We start from the raw sequence: 17,243 nt of genomic DNA on the forward strand, positions 1-17,243 counted from the left end.
TTTTGTGCCGTACTCTACAGATAAGCAGAAAATGTCTGCGTTTAGCAAAGTTGTGTGAGCAAGCTGTAAAACTATTAGACCTGTGAATTAGGTGTTCGGTAATCTGACGAGATTGACTAAATAGGAGTGAGACGATGCGTAATACGTTATTAGTAGTATTGGCAGCCGTAGTGTTGTCAGGCTGTTCGGTGCACCGTGTTGCCGGTGAGATCGGTGGTGTGGATGTGGAAGCGAGCCGTAGTGGTGACCATGACTATCATCGCAAACACGATTATGAGCGCGATCATCATGGCGGTTTTTGCCCACCAGGCCAAGCCAAGAAAGGCAATTGCTAATCAATAGGGAACAGCAGAAACAAAAAAACCAGACCGAAGTCTGGTTTTTTTAGCACTAAAATAAGTCAAACACTTATTTTGGCATGTCGTTTTCCATCGCTTCAGTAGAAGTGAAAGAGACAGTTGTCGCACGACGGTTTAGCTTACGGTTTGCTTTAGTGTCGTTGCTTGCAGCTGGGTACATTTCACCGTAACCAACAGTGTATAGACGGCTAGCATCTACGCCGTAGTCTTCTACAAGGCGTTTAGCAACTGCTTTAGCACGTTTTTCAGATAGAGTCTGGTTGTAGCCTTGTGCACCAGTTGAATCTGCGAAACCGCGGATCTGAGCCACTTGATCTGGGTGCGCTGCTAGGTGATCAGCGATACCTTGAAGATCAGCGTTTTCAGATTGCGCAACGTGTGCAGAATCGAATGCGAAGTGAATGTCGTATGGTAGAACCGTTTTCACTGGCTCTGGCTCAACAACTGGCTCTGGCTCAGCTACTGGTGCAGCTGCAACCACTACAGGTTCTGCTTTCTTTTTACCGAAAGTGTACTGTAGACCTAGTGTTGCTACTTGGTCTAGGTGATCAGCTTCTAGATCGTCGATTACACGGTAGTCAGCACGTAGTGCAGCGTTTTCGCTAAGCGCGAATTTCAAACCACCACCCACGTTAAGTTGAGTGTTGCCGTCGCCGTGTAGGTTGTTGCTGTACTCAGTCGTACCCAAACCAGCGGCTAGGTAAGGTGTTACGCTTGATTCGCTGAAGAAGCTGTATAGACCGTCAAGACGGTATTGGTCAGCATCGATGCTCTGGCCGTTGCTCAGTTCGCTGTCCAAGTTTAGGTAAGTGAATTCCACCGCCCATGGGTTATCAAATTGGTAACCAAAGCTTAGGCCCAATGCACGGTCATCATCCAGGTCACGGTTGTTATCCGGTGCAGAGTAACCAATCATTGGCGTTAGAGTGAAACCTGATACTGGCTGATCTGCATGTGCGATAGTCGCTACAGCAGACGCTGCAAGGATACTACTAAGAACCGCTGTTTTTTTGAAAATGCTAGACATGTCTCTCTCCTTAGGGGAATGTCACTTGTTGATGGCTTAAGTGTACATTAATTTTTTTAAATTAGACTGCGATATAAAAGTGCAAGTAGTGTCTATTTTGTGAGACTTTTGGTGCTTCCTGACGAGAGGCTGACAGTCCTTACCGAATTCCCACAATTAAAAGTCGGTAACTGATTAAAATGTCTAAAGAAACAAGTATTCAATTACATGACTTTTGCACAACTCTCTTTTGAGCATAGGCCAAAAGAGAGGATTTGAACAAAATGTGTACGCATTAGCGCAGGTTGGCGATGGACTGTAGCATCATAAGAAAGGCATTAATCGAGGCAATCGACGCCGACTCATGCATAGTATGGTAACCCGTAGTTGGGATCTGCAATGTGGTACCGTCGACCAAACCGTTAGACGCGGCGATGATGCGGCCAAGCTCAGTACTACCAAGCGAGCTGGGCGCTTGGCCTGCGGCCACCAATTTTTCGTTCTCTGCTTCCACGTAGCGGTTTTTGTACAAATAACTAAAGCCGATCTCTTCACACAACTTTTCCAACAAGGCCGTACTTTCCTCGTTAAAGGATGCGTTGGCGTCTTTTTCACGCAATACCAATAGTTGTTGGTTCGCACTTTCAATGTCTGGGAAGGGGCTGGTGTCGACTACGAACAGGCGGTTCGTTGTGCCACCGAATCGGCGGAACCATTCCAACAAGTAACGCCAGCTCTTACCGGCTTCTTCTTGTGCGGTGAAGAAGGCAGTGCCTTTAAAGCCTAAGCTGAATAGATGGACGAGTGACGCAGCCGTGAGCACGTTATCGAGCTGACCTTCTAAGCGATCACCATTTTTCGACAAAGTATCTTCAAAGGCTACTGGCGTACCGGCAACCACGCCTTCTAAGCCCTCTACTTCAAAGATTAAGTTGTTGCGAAACTCACAAATATAACCGTTGCGGATCATGCCTTTGCCACGGTATACCCCAGACCAAGGCTCGTAAGCGTAAACCCCTTCTTGGTTAAAGCGCTCTGTGACCTTGGTCATTAGCTGCTCGGAAACGGAGTTGTTGAGCAAGTCCGTACGGTTGGCGGACACAAAGGCTGCGTATTGGAATTCATTTGGCCCGGTACAAACCAATCCATGACGGTCAATGTGGGCGGAAAACATGGTGCTAAAAGGGTCACTGCCCTGAGCGACTAGGACACCTTCATACCAGGTCACATTGGCGCCGCGTTCTTCCAACTCACGTTGAAGTACACGAAAAAAGGAATGCTCGGCACCTACGACAGAGGGCGCGCGAATCAGGCGTTTAAGTAGGTCAATGAATTCTTCGTTTAGCACGCAGTTAGATCCTCATGAATGCTGCATTGGAAAATCCGATCATAGATTTTTTTTCTCATAATAACAGCGATTTGTGATCGCTTTTGAGAACAATTGTAGGCAATAAACCACTAAAACGCCGTGTTATGGGTATAAGTCGATGGAAACTTGCATGTTTCTGTTTTGAGAGGCGGGAAGAATCGCTTCACAAGAGGTGCTCGAAATCAATAATCACAGCATCTTTGGTAAATATGATATTGATAATGGTTCTTATAATTGTTATTTTCTTTTTAATTAGCGATATCTAATATAATTGATAATGTCAACTATCTTAATTTAAAGGGGAATAAAACAATGAAAAAAAGCCTACTTGCGATGTTGGTTGCTGCAGGTGCGATGCAAGCTGGTGCCACGTCTTATGAGTTTGATGTGACGTTAAAAGGCTACCAAGGTGAGGCAACATCATCGGTGTCTTACGGCGGCCAAATTGCCCGTCATGCGTTGCATAACTCATTGAAGAAAGTCGTGAGTCAGGGAGATGAAGCGGCCATGTTGCAATACCTGTCTGATAAAGGCGAAGGTCGCAAGATTCTGGACCCAGTAAGCAAGGAAGGCTTCCCGATTAAACAAGCGAACATTGATGAACTATCAAAAGGTAAAGATCTGCTATCCAGCGCCTACGATGGTGTGATCACCGGTTGGCCAGGTAACCCAACGGGTCAAGAGCTACTGAAGCAACTGGTACAACAAGCGGCAAAGACCAAGCAAGGTTATGACCCAGTGAATGGCTACGACTACGTACAGCTAGTGTCGAAGTTCGCTATGGGCGCGGTGTTCTACAACAAAGCGGTGAACCACTACCTAGAAGAGAAGCTAGAAGCGGATCAGAACCCGAATGATAAGGCCTATGAACAGGGCGTACCTTACACAGGTAAAGAACACGTTTGGGATGAAGCCTTTGGATACTTTGGTGCCCCAGCTAATGGTCTAGAGCTAACGGCTAAAGACGTGGTGCAGATTACTAAGCAAAACCCAGACTACTTTGCTAAAGCGGATGCTAACGGCGACGGTGTGGTGGATCTGAAGTCCGAAATGGCGTTTGCCCATGCCTACTATGCTGCCAGCATTGATGCCGATGCAGGCACCAACTACTTCCACACCATCATGCAGGCGTTTGTTGATGGTCGTCAGTTGATTGCCGATGCCAAAGGTGAACGTCTAACGGATGCGCAACGCACGGAATTAAAAGGCCATGCAGCGACGATCGCGACAGCGTGGCAACAAGTGATCGCCGAAGCCGCGTTTAAGTACGCCGGTAGCGTCTACGAAGACCTAGAGAAAATTGCCGTAGTAGAAGAAGCCCACGGTGATGTGAGCAAATCTTTCCGTAACTACGTGAAACATTGGGGCGAGCTAAAAGGTTTTGCCTTGGCATTGGAAGCAGCCGGTCGTGACCTTGGTAAAGCGCAAGCGAACCTTGATCGTTTGATCGGCTTTAGCCCAGTTTTGTTCGGCGATGCGCAAGTGGTCGCACAAGACGGCAAAGGCGGCTTTGTACAAGCGTCTGCGGGCAGCATGCAAGAATACAAGCTGAACATGCTGAAAGTACAAACCCTATTGGCGCAACAGTTTGCGCTTAAGGCGAAGTTAGAAGACAAAACTGGCGGTATGAGCGATGTGTTAAAGCAAATCGACGCCGCAGGTAAGAGTGCTGAGAACGACTAAGTTCGAAGGACAGACATTATTGGATAGCCATAATGCTGGATAATTTTGTCGTATGGTTAGTAGACGAGCTGGCGCAAGCTGGCTCGTCTCTGATCGACACCAGTAAACGAGTGTCGCTTTGGTATTTGTTGTCGGCCGTGCTGTTCGCGTGGTTTATCTTAACACTGCGTTACGGCCTAGTGGGCTGGCAGCGCATCAAACCCTACTTGTCTTGGTGTGTCTGGTGGCACCATTCCGCACGCACCGATTATCAATTATGGCTCGCCAATCGTTTGTTGCTGGCCATCCTGATTCCGAAAACCCTCACCCAAGCGCTTTGGATTAGCTGGCTCTACTTTTATTGGCAGGAACAGGGCTTTAGTGATCTGCAACTTGGTTGGTCGACCACTATGGTTATGGTGGTATTTAGTTTTTGTTACTTTCTGCTGGATGACTTCTCACGCTTTATGGTGCATTGGGCGATGCATAAAAGTCCGTGGTTATGGGCCTTTCATCAGGTACATCACAGTGCCAAAGTACTGACGCCTTTCACGGTATTTCGTACCCATCCTGTTGAAGGCATTCTATTTTTCTTACGATCGATGGCTTCTCAGAGCTTAGTCATCAGCGTGTTTCTGGTGGCGTTTCCCAATCAAGTCAGTCTGTGGCAAGTGTTTGGCGTCTTGGTGACCACCTTTATCTTTAATGTACTGGGTGCGAACCTAAGACACTCAGGCGTGGCGCTAAGCTATGGCCCACGCATTGAAAAGTGGCTGATTTCCCCTGCGCAACACCAAGTACACCACTCCGTGGCGCGCGAGCATTACGATCGTAATTTTGGTGTCACCTTAGCCATTTGGGATCGGCTCTTTGGTAGCTGGCATCAAGGGCATGATGACCAAGTGATCCGTTATGGCACAGGGCAAAACATTGATGACATGGGACTACTCGGTCAGTGGCTACAGCCGTTTAAAGACTGCTTTGCGATGGTTTTGCGCATACTTAAAAAACTCATTCCTACTGGCCAAAAAAAACGCCCAACCCAGTAAAACTGTGAAGGGCGCCCCTAGGTGGGAGAGTGTCTCAGTGTGAGACAAAGTTAAGGTCGGACAAAAAACGCTAATAACACTTAAGACTGGGTCGATAGGTCGGCTTCAGCCTGTGCCAGCATGTTGAATTCCTCTTCAGGCGTTTTCGCGACCAGACGGTTTTTGCTGTACAAGAAGAAGTAGGCGGCACCGATCACGAACAACGCCAAGGTGTACATAAAGGCGCGTGGATCGTAAGCGTACACACCCGTTAGCGCGACAATCGACAGTACTAAGGCAACGCTCGAAGTGAACACACCGCCCGGTGTTTTGTATGGGCGCTCAAGCTCAGGTTGTTTCACGCGAAGCAAGATGTGGCTTAATGCCATCAGTGCGTAAGAAACCGTCGCACCGACAACCGCCATGCCCAGCATCAAATCCCCTTCGCCTGTTAAAGAGGCTAGGAAACCAAACACTCCTGGTACGATCAAGGCACGTGCGGGCACTTTACGCTCGTTAGTCAGCGACAGACTCTTTGGCAAATAGCCTGCACGTGATAGAGCGAATACCAAACGGCTGTAGCCGTAAATGATCGAGAAGAATGAGGCAATCAGACCCGCTAGGGCTAGCACGTTTACCAGCGTTGCAAGGGTTGGTTTGCCTGCTACGTTTAATGCATCTACTAATGGGACCGCACTGCCGCCGATTGCTTCGGCACCAGTCACACCCGCTAGTAGGAACACGACAAGTGTCGCTGTGAACAGTAGGAAAATCATGGCGCCGATGATGCCTTTAGGCACATCTTTAGCTGGGTTCTTGGCTTCTTCCGCGGCCAAGGGTACGCCTTCTACCGCAAGGAATAACCACATCGCAAATGGCAACGCTGCCCAGACACCGTACCAGCCAAAGGGCATAAACTCTGATGCGCCAGCGGCATCCGTGGGTGCAATATCGAATAGACGAGAAGCGTCGAAATCACCGATCAGAGCAATGGCTGTCCCTAGAATGGCAACCACCGCTAGACCAGAAATCACCATCATCACTTTAAGGGCTTCACCTACCCCCGCTAAATGAATACCGATAAACACCAAGTAGAATAGGGCATAGACCACAGGGCCATTAAAGCCCAAAAGCTCTTCGACCGCCGAGCCAATAAAGATCACGATCGCGGCAGGCGCGAGCGCGTATTCGATGAGTACGGCAAGGCCAGTCATATAGCCGCCCACCGGGCCCATCGCTTGGCGGGCAAAGCTATAACCGCCGCCAGCTGCAGGGATTGATGCCGACATTTCTGCCAAGGATAAAACCAGTGTTAGGTACATGATACCCATTAGTACCGCTGCTACCGCAAAGCCGCCCCAGCCCGCTTCGGCAATACCGAAGTTCCAACCTGCGAAGTCACCAGAGATAACGTAAGAAACACCTAAACCTGCTAGCAAGAGCCAGCCGGCGGTGCCGCGTTTGAGCTGGCGTTTTGCCAGATATTCTTGATCCATTTGTTCAGCCATGTGTGTTCCTCATGTGTCTGTATGGTTATGTTTTTAAAGGTCTTTCTTATCTACTTCTGAGCAATCAGGAAGTTGTTATTATGGTTGTCGTGTTCGAGCGCCGACTCGTCGGTGCGGTCTTTCAGTTGCACCCCTGAAAGCTGTTTCGTTCGCGCCTCATTAAGTAGGTAACGAGTTTTGCGGCTGGCTTCGGGATAGTTCAATCCCGCCGTGCGGATATTGGAAATACAGTTGCGGTAGGCATCGGTTTTGCCCGATTTAGGTGCCCAAGTAAGGTACAAGCCCATACTGTCTGGAGAACTTAGCCCTGGGCGCTCACCGATCAGAACCACCACGCATTTGGCATTCAATAACTCACCTATAGGGTCGCCAATGGCGACACGGCCTTGCTCGACAAAGCAGAGTGGCGCAATCGACCACGGCTCAGGACCGCTGGTTAGCTGTGGGATTAATTCACTTAAAAACGGCAGCGTATTTTCTTCAATCGCTAACGCCGACAAGCCATCGACGATCACGAAAGCTAGATCGTATGCTTCGTCGTTGAGGTAGGCATGGTCTTCTAAGGTTTGCTCTGAGGCTTTATTTAGTAGGCGTCCATAGTCTGGGCGTTGCAGATACATATCACGATGCTCTGCACGGCTATGTAGGCGCAGTGGCTGACCTTTAGGGCACCAGCTTTGTGCAGTTAAACTCTCAATCAAACCATCGATATTGAGCGGCGTATGCACGGCATCAATCGCTTGTGCGTGCGCTAATTGAAAGGCTAATAAGTGCTTGGTGGGCACACTGACGCCCGCGCGACCAAGGCCAATCCGGGCATCGGTAAATTCACGTAGGCGCTGCCATGGATTTTCAATCACTGGATCATTGGTTGGGTGAGTTGGAAAGACACGCTTCATATTAATGGCCTCCCAGCAGTCGTTTTAGCGACTTTTCAAACGCCGATGGAATCTGATGATTCAAAGTGAACTGATCGTCATGGAAGATATTTGTGTGCTTCAGCCATTGATCAAACTCGGGTGCAGGGTTTAAGCCCAGCGCTTGGCGTACATACATAGCATCGTGGAATGAGGTGGTTTGATAGTTAAGCATGATGTCATCTGAGCCAGGGATACCCATGATAAAAGTACAGCCTGCCACCGCCAGCAGTGTCATCAAGTTATCCATATCGTTTTGATCGGCTTGGGCGTGGTTGGTGTAACAGACATCACAGCCCATTGGCAGGCCAAGTAACTTGGCGCAGAAATGATCTTCTAGACCCGCGCGGGTGATTTCTTTGCCATCAAACAAATACTCAGGACCGATAAAGCCCACCACGGTATTCACCAACAGTGGCTTGAACTTGCGTGCCACCGCGTAGGCGCGGGCTTCACAGGTTTGTTGATCGACATTGTGATGGGCATTAGCCGAAAGGGCGCTACCTTGACCAGTTTCAAAGTACATGACGTTGTCACCCACGGTGCCGCGTTTTAGGGAAAGCGCAGCCTCGCGGGCTTCGGCCAAGGTGGCAAGGTTAAAACCAAAACTGTCATTGGTGGCTTGGGTGCCACCGATGGATTGAAACACCAGATCCACTGGCGCACCTTGCTCAATACATTCGATGGTGTTGGTCACGTGTGTTAACACGCAGGATTGGGTGGGGATCTGATAATGCTGGATCACTTCGTCCATCATTTTCATCAAGCGACAAGCTTGTGCCACGTTGTCGGTGGCGGGGTTAATACCGATCACCGCATCGCCGTTGGCGTACATCAAGCCGTCTAAGATACTGGCCGCAATGCCTGTCAGGTCATCAGTCGGGTGATTCGGCTGTAGGCGCGTTGAAAGATGACCCGGTAGGCCGATGGTGTTACGAAACGCGGTTTTTACATGGCATTTTTTGCCGACCAAAATCAGGTCTTGGTTACGCATGATTTTGCTGACCGCCGCGGCCATTTCTGGCGTGATGCCGTCGCGGACTTTTTCCAATATGGCAGGTGTCGCCATATCACTTAGTAACCAATCGCGAAAACCACCGACAGTTAGGTGTGAAATCGGCGCAAAGGCTAGCTTGTCGTGTTCATCAATGATCAGTCGGGTGATTTCATCGTCTTCGTAGGGGACGACGACTTCTTCTAAAAATAGCTTTAATGGCACATCGGCCAGCGTCATCTGGGCAATGGCGCGCTCTTCCGCTGTTTCAGCTGCAACGCCTGCCAGACGATCACCGGAGCGTGCGGGAGTGGCTTTGGCCATCAAATCGGCCAAGCTTTTAAAGCCAAATGTCCGCTCACCCACTGTGTGTCGAAAGCGAAATTGAGTCTGCGCATTTGTCATAGTGAAACTTTTCCGTCTACTGTTAAAAGCCTGTTTGATAACGCTGCCTTATGGGCATGAAGATTGCTGGCTAGAACGCTCAGCAAGTTATGACATTTTGTTAAATGTGTATGAAAAGGCGTTATCGAATTTTGGCAATTTTTAAAAATCCTTATAAATCAAATGACTATAAAAATTTCAGGTTTGCGTTTTGCGCAAATTTGATAGTCGGAGAACAACGATGACAGGGATAGAAACACTAAATGCACCAAAAAAGAGCGTTAAAGTGTCCTTTAAAGAGGCCTTTGATGCGGATTTACACGCCAGTAACCTCACCAATTGGCAACAGGAGTACGATCAAACCAGTCGTGGCGGTTTTCGTGGCGCCATCGTCGAGTTGCCATTTAGCGATCTGCAAGTATTCAAGGAAGTGACCAGCCAAGCGCTGCAGCAAAAATGCGTGGTGTGGCCGGATTCTGTCTGGCTGGGCATTCCACTTAGCGGTCAAGAGGAAAGTCGTATCAATGGTCTGACTGTGCGTGAGCAGCATATTATGTGCCGCCCGGGTGGCTGTGAGTTTGAGCTGACCACACCGCAGGACTATGAACTGTTTGGTATGGTGGTAAAGCTGCCAGCACTGATGCGCATGGCGAAGATCCATGGTGTGGATTTGAATTGGTCGGAACTGACCGAGCATGGTCGTTTGGCCTTACCTGAGAAAACCCTCACCGATGTGCGTTATGTGTTAACGCGCTTACTCAATGGTCAAGCGATCAACGCCATGCCCGAGCGCTTAGCTCATGACCTACTTATGATGGCACTACTTGAGGTGCTCAAAGCCGAGCAACCCGCCCCAGCACAGACGCAAAGTTATCATCATCGCAAGCAGGTGGTGGACACGGCGCGGGCGTTTATTCACGACCATCCAGATACGCCACTGACGGTAACGGATTTATGTGAAGTGGCGAATGTCAGTCGTCGTACCCTGCAATACGCGTTTGAAAGTATCCTGTCTATTAGTCCGATTCAGTACCTGCGTATGTCGCGTTTGAATGGTGTGCGTCGTGAGCTGATCGTCGCCGAAGAGGGCGTGAACGTGGCGGATATTGCGGCAGAATGGGGCTTTTGGCATATGAGTCAATTTGCCAAAGATTATCGCATGTTATTTGGTGAACTGCCTTCCCATACTCGCACTCAGTCCCATTCATAGTCTTGGTATGACTTGATGAAAACTAAGCCATCTAGCTTGTGTTAGGTGGCTTTTTTATGGTTTTCTACCTGCCAAGTTCTCCTTGTCCATTGCGGCACTTATTCCATCCGGTTGTCGTGAGATCTTGTAAAAATAGTCAAATAAAATTGATTTCAGTAATCATTCTCATTTAGGATTGCGGGCGTATTGTATTCCATAGTGAGGTTGATGAAATGTTTTTGCCCATGAGAACACCTGTATCTGAGCATGTGCGTCGCGCTGTGCTAGCGTCTTTGATGGCTGTTGGAGCGGTTCACATTAGCGGCGTTCAAGCCAATGAAGTGCTGGGTGTGATTACCGTAGAAGACGAGCAGATCGCCAAGGAAGGGCAGCCGGTACAAGGATACGTTGCGAAAAGTAGCGTCAGTGCCACCAAAACTAATACGCCGATTACGGAAACGCCACAAGCCGTCTCCGTGATTACGCGCGATCAAATGACGGATCAAGGTGCGATTGGGGTCCGTGAAGCGCTGCGTTATAGCTCCGGTGTTGGCGCCGAGCGTTATGGTTTTGACAGTCGTGGCGATGCGGCGTCAATCCGTGGTGGCGATCCGGTGTTCTTTTTAGATGGCTTGCAAAAAACATTTGGCTCCTACGCGTCGCCGCGCACCGATGCTTATACCCTAGAAAGTATCGATGTGATTCGTGGGCCAGCGTCGGTGTTATACGGTCAGGGGCCAGTGGGCGGTGTGATTAATATGGTGTCTAAGCGTCCCCAAGCCACCTCATCGAACGAGCTTGAGTTACAAGTAGGCAATTATGATCGTAAACAAATCGCTTTAGACTCCACCGGTAAACTTAATGAAGACGGTTCATTGTTGTATCGCTTGATTATGGTTGGCCGTGATAGCGATACTCAGGTGGATCAAGTTGCAGACGATCACTTACTGATTAAACCGTCTTTGACATGGCGTCTATCAGAGGATACCGATTGGACCCTGTCGATGCTGCGTCAAGATGATCATAGCGGCACCTCCTCCCAATTCTTACCCCTGTATGGCACCCTTTACGCTGCCCCGTATGGCTTACCAACCATCACCAGCAACAGTTTTATCTCAGAGCCGGACTTTGATAAGTACGATACCGAAGAAACGGCCATTACCTCGCAATTTCGTCACCGCCTAGACGACACTTGGGAGTTGAGTCAGAACTTGCGCTACTCAGAAAGCGATGTGACCTATCAAACGATTTATCCCGTGTTCACGCCGGCACTCAAGGCAAACGGTGACATTGCGCGGGTGGCGTATGCAAAAAACAGTTACCTAGATGCGCTGACGGTGGATAACCGCGCGGCGGCGACATTTGATACAGGTCGAGTGAGTCATAATGTGCTGTTGGGTGTGGATTACCAAAATGCCGAATCAGGCGGAGAAACCGCTTACCTTGGCAATATCGGCGACATTAATGTTTACAACCCTGTGTACGGAAACTACACCGGCATTAGTCGTAGCGATTACAGCGATATCGCGGCAAACACCATTGAGCAAACGGGTGTTTACCTGCAGGATCAAATGTACCTTGGGGATCATTGGGTCGTGTTGGCGGGTGGCCGCTACGATCATGCTTCTAACCGCACCGAAGGTGGCGCAAGTTACACCGACGAAGCCTTCACTAAGCGCATTGGCACCATGTATCTGATGGATTCAGGAGTAAATCCATTTATTAGCTACTCTGAGTCCTTTACACCGATGACTGGGGTTGATGCCAATGGCGATTCTTACAAGCCGCTACGTGGTGAACAGGTCGAGATGGGGGTGAAATACCAGCCAGTGGGGTCGAACGATCTGTACACGGCCACCCTGTATAACTTGTATGAGAAAAACCGTCGCATGTCGGACCCGAATAACCCGACTAATTCCATTCAAGCGGGTAAAACCCGTGCGCGCGGTTTAGAGCTGGAAGCGAAAACAGCGATCACGCCGCAGTGGGATTTGATTGCGAACTACGCCTACACGGATACGGAAGTGTTAAAAGGTGCCAATGAAGGCGCACGCATTGCCAGTGTGCCAGAACACAACGCTTCCGTTTGGAGCCAGCATGATTTCTCTTCCATCCTAGAAGGCTTACGTGCTGGTGCTGGAGTGCGTTATGTGGGTTCAAGCTGGGGTGGCCAAGACCGAGTGAAAACACCAGACGTGACCTTGGTGGATGCCATGATTGCTTACACTCAGGATAACTGGGAAGCCTCATTGAATGTTACCAACTTGGAAGATAAGCAATACTACGCCACTTGTTTGGCCCGTGGTGACTGTTTCTTTGGTGCTAGCCGTACCGTGGTGGGTTCATTTAAATACCACTTTTAAACCCTGTTGCGGGTTAAGTTAGTCGCATAAAAAAACCTCGACCTTCTAAGAAGATCGAGGTTTTTTATTGACTGTAACAGGGCTTAGCGGCGCATTAAATAGAGGAAATAAGCCCCGCCAATCAAGGAAGACAAAAGTCCTGCGGGGAATTGCCATGGGAACCAAAGTACTCGCCCGACCCAATCGGCCAGCACCATTACTAGGGCGCCCAACACAGCGGCGCTGAGCATTTGCTTTAGGGCACTGTGTTGCTGTAATGCCCGTGCCATATGTGGCGCTAACAAACCAATAAAGGTTAAGGGACCAATAAAAGCGGTACATAGGGTGGTCAGTAGCGCGACCAAGATCAGCGTTAAGCGACGTACTTGCAGGCAGTTTAAGCCGACGCTACTGGCACTCACCGCCCCTAATTCAATCAAGTCGAACCAACGGTGCAGGGCCAATGGCAAGCAAGCCAACATCAGTGTGCCTGCGGCGAGCCAAGCCACGTCAGCATAGGTAAGTAAATAGGTGGAGCCAGATAGCCAAGTAAGTAAGGCACTGGCGTTTGCTTGGCCTGCTAATGTGATGCGTAAAATCGCGTCTAAGCCAGCGCTTAAGGCAATCCCGGTTAAGAGTAATTGCGCGGGTTCAAAGCGTTGCTTGCGACCGAGCCACCAAAGTAAAGCGGTGACGCCAAGCGCCCCAGCAGAGCCGAGTAAAATCTGTTCATAACGCAGCAAGGTAAGGCCGAAAAAGCTGCACAGCACTAGGGTTAATGCCGCGCCTGAACTCATGCCCAGTACTTCAGGGCTGGACATGGGATTGTGGGTCAGACGTTGGATTAGGGTGCCAGCCAAGGCAAGGCCTATGCCTGCAAAACAGGCCCCCAACACTCTGGGCAAACGTAGGTCCATCAGCGTCCCGCCATAGGATATATGAAATCCTTGAGCATCTTGATTGACGCCCAAGGCCAGTAGCATGGCAAGGAGTAAGGCCAAACTCGACAGACTGATGACTTTAATAAAAGAGGTGCGCTGATAATGATGCGGTGCTTCTGCCGTGGACTTTAGCTGCGCAGGCCAGCGTTGTCGTTGCAGCAACCACAATAAAAACGGTGCACCGAACAGGGCGGTCATGGCTCCGGTGGGTAACAGCTCCCCCGTTGCTTGCGAAATCGGTTGGCTCAGCAAGTCTGCCAAGAGCAGCATCAAGCTCCCCATCAAACCACTGAACAACAGCTGCCAAGGCAGGCGACGTACGCCTAATAAACACACTATGCCGGGGGCGACGATACCGACAAAGCCAATGATGCCTACCTCACAGACCACTACGGCGGTCATAAAAATGGTCAAAGCGAGCACCAATAGCTTTAGGCGTTTCACATTCACGCCGAGGTTATTCGATACGCCATCGCCTAATGCCAACGCCGATAACGGACGTTGTAGCAAAGCAATACCAATAGCGGCGAGGGTAAGCCAGGGCAACATACGTAGTAGCGGCTCCCAACTGCTTTGATTCAAAGCGCCAGCGCCCCAAATAAAGACGCTGCTGAGGTGACGTTCATTCACCAGCATCAGCATGGTATTGATGGCCCCCACAAACAGATTGACTACCATGCCGGAGAGCACCAAATGAATCGGCGCTAAGCCTTTCTTAGCGGCCATCCAAAACACCAGCGCAGTACAGATCACTGCGCCGGCAAACGCTGGTAAATACGTTGGCAGCGCAAGAGTTGGTGGGATTAATAAAATGCTCAGCACTATGCCTAATTGAGCTCCTGTAGCCACCCCAAGGGTAGTCGGCGCGGCAATTGGGTTACGTAAAATAAACTGCATCACGCATCCTGCCAACGCTAAAGCAAAGCCACACACCAACGCCATGGCGAGGCGTGGCAAGTAGGTTAGATGGGTAATCAGTTGTTGGTAATCACCAGTGTCATAGTGAAACAGCGTTTGCAAAAATAATGACCAACCGCCGGAGTAAGGTACGGTGACTTGTACTAACAGCGCTGAAAGTGTTAGCAGCGCCAAGGGCGCTGCTAATCGAGGTAAAGAACTGACCATGGGCATAGTCCGTGTTAGAAGAGGTTAGTGAGTGGGGACGGTAAGTAATTGCACCAGTTGATCGCTGAAGCGCTGGGCGGAAATCAAGCCACCGAAGGTCCAAATAGCGGGTAACTCATAGACATTATTGCTACGGCTGAAGGCCATCGCTTGCCACAGTGGCGAGTGGTAGAGCGTTTCCTTGTCGCTGGCTTTTAGTGGCCCGAACAGTATCGCTTTAGCCGATTGATGGGCGGCCACTTGGGCGATTTCTGCGTTAGAAAAACCCCAAGCATTGGTGGGTTCTTGCCAAGAGTTGTTAAGGCCCATGGCGGTAATGGTGGCGTTGACCATGGAGCCTTGACCATGAATCCGCACGGTTTGTTGATTCAGCACACGCAGAAACAGTAAGGGCGCCTGGACGGACTGCGACAAGCGTTCGCCATTGCGTTTAAGAGTGGCGTCGGTTTGCTGGATCACCGCTTCGGCTTGTGATTGTCGATCAAACAATTGGCCTAAGGTTAAGGTCACTTGCTTGGCGTTTTCGAGCGGTTGTTTATTGGCTTCATAAATACCAAACACCAAGGTCGGCGCGATTTTTTGTAGCTTTTCTAAGGCTGGCAGCAGATAGGAGCTGATCAGAATGACATCGGGCTTTAATTGACTAATTTGCTCCAAGTTAGGTTCGCTACGCGAGCCCACATCCACCGTGCTATCCGGCAGGGCTGGATAAGCCACCCAGTCTTTATAGCCAACGCCATCGGCCGCGCCGACAGGTTCAATACCTAGGCTAAGCGCCGTTTCGGTTAACGACCAATCTAGGGCAACGACACGCTTTGGTGTCTGCTCAAAGTGATGTGAGCCACGTTGATCGGTAATGGTGAGTGCGCAGGCAGTGTGTGTCATAAGGGCACAAAGGCAGAGCAGAACATATTTCATAGAAAAGCCTCAAGCAATGTAACTGACCGGTTGGCCGGTGTGAGGATGGGGAAAAAGGGCCAGCTTGATGCCGTAGATGTTTTCCAGCGTCGCGCTGTTCATCATGTCTTCGGGCTGGCCTTGGGCGATCACTTGTCCAGAATGTAGGGCAATCAGATGATCACTGAACTTGGCGGCCATGTTGACGTCATGCAATACCATGATCACGGTTAAGCCGAGTGTCTGATTCAGTTGGCGGATTAGGGCCAGCAGTTCGTGTTGATGGGCGATGTCTAAAGCTGAGGTGGGTTCATCCAGCAGAATGCACTCGCTCTGTTGTGCCAAGAGCATAGCCACCCAAGCCCGTTGCCGTTCGCCGCCGGAGAGGGTGGCGACAAAGCGATCTTGGTAGTGAGTGAGTTCGACTTGCTCGATGGCATCATCAATGATGTCCCAGTCGGCCTGGCTGTAACGGCCAAACGCCCCTTTCCAAGGGTAACGGCCAAAGCTCACCAGTTCGCGTACCGTAATGCCATCGGTAATAGGCGGATGCTGCGGCAGATAGGCGATTTTCATGGCAAAGCGTTTATGGTCAAAGCTGTCGAGTGCTTGTCCATCAACCAAAATGCGGCCTTGGTGCGGTGCCTGTTGGCGACTCAATAATTTCATCAGCGTCGATTTGCCGCAGCCATTGTGCCCTAGTAGCGTGGTGATCTTGCCCTTGTCAAACTCTAAGCTGGTGGGCTGAAGTATGGTGCGCTCGGCGACCTTAAAAGAAACCTGGGTAAGCTTAAACATAGGATTACAGTGCTCAATAATGTTGCGCTAAACATACCATAGCTAGATCTATTTGATAATGCTTATCACATTCATTATCATCTAGTGATTCTGAAGAGAGATTTGAGGCTAAAAATCCTATGGCGCAAATTAGCACCGTTGAGCAACTACAAACCCTGTATAAGGCGCCGCATCCGATTGTGCTGCAAAAGGCCATTCCCGCGTTAGAACAGCATTCACAAACCTTTATTGCCCATAGCCCATTTGTGGTGCTGTCGACGCAAACCGCGCAGGGCAAAATGGATATCTCACCACGCGGTGGCCCCGCGGGATTTGTGCAGGTGTTGGATAATGAGCATCTGTTGTTTGGCGATCATGCCGGTAATAACCGCCTAGATACGCTACGTAACCTACTGCATAACCCTGAGATCAGTCTGTTGTTTATTATTCCAGGCTTACATGAAGTGTTGCGTGTCAAAGGGCGCGCTAGCTTGCATGATGATGAAGACTTGATTGAACGCTGTTTAGAGGGCAACAAACGTCCTAAGCTGGTGGTGAAAATCGCCGTCAGTGAACTGTTTTTTCATTGCCCCAAAGCTATGTTGGTGGGCAATGTTTGGAACAGCGAAACCTTTTCAAAGCGCGATATTCTGCCGTCGTTGGGACAGATTGTGCAGGATCAATTAGGACTTGATGCTTTGGTCTAAGAGCGAAGATATGTTCTTTGATTGCAAAACAAAGGCCG

14 protein-coding genes are annotated in these 17,243 nt (G+C 49.8%); 6 read left to right on the top strand and 8 right to left on the bottom strand.

The window, feature by feature from the left end:
- The first annotated feature begins 134 nt into the window (after window positions 1–134).
- Complete coding sequence (locus tag ACOSVP_RS14155) at window positions 135–335, top strand: hypothetical protein (RefSeq protein ID WP_487348141.1); 201 nt, start codon at window positions 135–137, stop codon at window positions 333–335.
- Window positions 336–408: 73 nt separating this feature from the next.
- On the opposite strand, the gene ACOSVP_RS14160 is transcribed toward ACOSVP_RS14155, so the two are convergent.
- Both ACOSVP_RS14160 and ACOSVP_RS14165 read right to left on the bottom strand, forming a co-directional pair.
- Entirely contained in the window at window positions 409–1,386 is a 978-nt protein-coding gene (locus ACOSVP_RS14160; RefSeq protein ID WP_487348142.1) for an OmpA family protein, read from the bottom strand.
- A gap of 274 nt (window positions 1,387–1,660) precedes the next feature.
- Complete coding sequence (locus ACOSVP_RS14165) at window positions 1,661–2,713, bottom strand: peptidase M42 (protein ID WP_487348143.1); 1,053 nt, start codon at window positions 2,711–2,713, stop codon at window positions 1,661–1,663.
- Window positions 2,714–3,046: 333 nt separating this feature from the next.
- Between ACOSVP_RS14165 and ACOSVP_RS14170 the strand changes: the two genes are divergently transcribed.
- Both ACOSVP_RS14170 and ACOSVP_RS14175 read left to right on the top strand, forming a co-directional pair.
- A complete protein-coding gene (locus tag ACOSVP_RS14170; protein WP_487348144.1) occupies window positions 3,047–4,417 on the top strand; it encodes a DUF4856 domain-containing protein in 1,371 nt (456 codons plus the stop codon).
- Window positions 4,418–4,449: 32 nt separating this feature from the next.
- On the top strand, window positions 4,450–5,445 hold the full coding sequence (locus ACOSVP_RS14175; protein ID WP_487348145.1) for a sterol desaturase family protein: 996 nt from the start codon (window positions 4,450–4,452) through the stop codon (window positions 5,443–5,445).
- Window positions 5,446–5,525: 80 nt separating this feature from the next.
- Here the strand turns inward: ACOSVP_RS14175 and eat are convergent, their stop codons facing one another.
- Genes eat through ACOSVP_RS14190 form a run of 3 tightly spaced genes read right to left on the bottom strand, consistent with a single transcriptional unit; the run spans window position 5,526 to window position 9,248 of the window.
- Window positions 5,526–6,932 carry an ethanolamine permease gene (gene eat / locus ACOSVP_RS14180; protein ID WP_487348146.1) on the bottom strand — a complete coding sequence of 469 codons (1,407 nt, stop codon included), beginning with the start codon at window positions 6,930–6,932 and terminating at the stop codon, window positions 5,526–5,528.
- A 50-nt stretch (window positions 6,933–6,982) separates the two neighbouring features.
- Entirely contained in the window at window positions 6,983–7,831 is an 849-nt protein-coding gene (gene eutC, locus ACOSVP_RS14185; protein ID WP_487348147.1) for an ethanolamine ammonia-lyase subunit EutC, read from the bottom strand.
- Between the two features lies 1 nt (window position 7,832).
- Complete coding sequence (locus tag ACOSVP_RS14190) at window positions 7,833–9,248, bottom strand: ethanolamine ammonia-lyase subunit EutB (RefSeq protein ID WP_487348148.1); 1,416 nt, start codon at window positions 9,246–9,248, stop codon at window positions 7,833–7,835.
- A 265-nt stretch (window positions 9,249–9,513) separates the two neighbouring features.
- Between ACOSVP_RS14190 and ACOSVP_RS14195 the strand changes: the two genes are divergently transcribed.
- Entirely contained in the window at window positions 9,514–10,437 is a 924-nt protein-coding gene (locus ACOSVP_RS14195) for a helix-turn-helix domain-containing protein (protein ID WP_487348149.1), read from the top strand.
- Window positions 10,438–10,649: 212 nt separating this feature from the next.
- Window positions 10,650–12,779, top strand: a complete 2,130-nt coding sequence (locus ACOSVP_RS14200) for a TonB-dependent siderophore receptor (protein ID WP_487348150.1) — start codon at window positions 10,650–10,652, stop codon at window positions 12,777–12,779.
- Between the two features lie 83 nt (window positions 12,780–12,862).
- Here the strand turns inward: ACOSVP_RS14200 and fhuB are convergent, their stop codons facing one another.
- From fhuB to ACOSVP_RS14215, 3 genes are read right to left on the bottom strand one after another with little or no spacing between them, the layout of a single operon-like run.
- Window positions 12,863–14,824 (bottom strand): Fe(3+)-hydroxamate ABC transporter permease FhuB, encoded by a 1,962-nt coding sequence (gene fhuB, locus ACOSVP_RS14205; protein WP_487348151.1) that lies wholly within the window; start codon window positions 14,822–14,824, stop codon window positions 12,863–12,865.
- A gap of 24 nt (window positions 14,825–14,848) precedes the next feature.
- On the bottom strand, window positions 14,849–15,709 hold the full coding sequence (locus ACOSVP_RS14210) for an iron-siderophore ABC transporter substrate-binding protein (protein WP_487348152.1): 861 nt from the start codon (window positions 15,707–15,709) through the stop codon (window positions 14,849–14,851).
- A 42-nt stretch (window positions 15,710–15,751) separates the two neighbouring features.
- The gene (locus tag ACOSVP_RS14215) at window positions 15,752–16,519 is read right to left on the bottom strand and encodes an ABC transporter ATP-binding protein (protein WP_487348153.1); all 768 of its coding nucleotides are present in this window, start codon (window positions 16,517–16,519) and stop codon (window positions 15,752–15,754) included.
- Window positions 16,520–16,638: 119 nt separating this feature from the next.
- Between ACOSVP_RS14215 and ACOSVP_RS14220 the strand changes: the two genes are divergently transcribed.
- Entirely contained in the window at window positions 16,639–17,205 is a 567-nt protein-coding gene (locus ACOSVP_RS14220; RefSeq protein WP_487348154.1) for an MSMEG_1061 family FMN-dependent PPOX-type flavoprotein, read from the top strand.
- Window positions 17,206–17,243 lie beyond the last annotated feature (38 nt).

It is taken from the genome of Marinomonas sp. HM11-D (assembly GCF_057626615.1).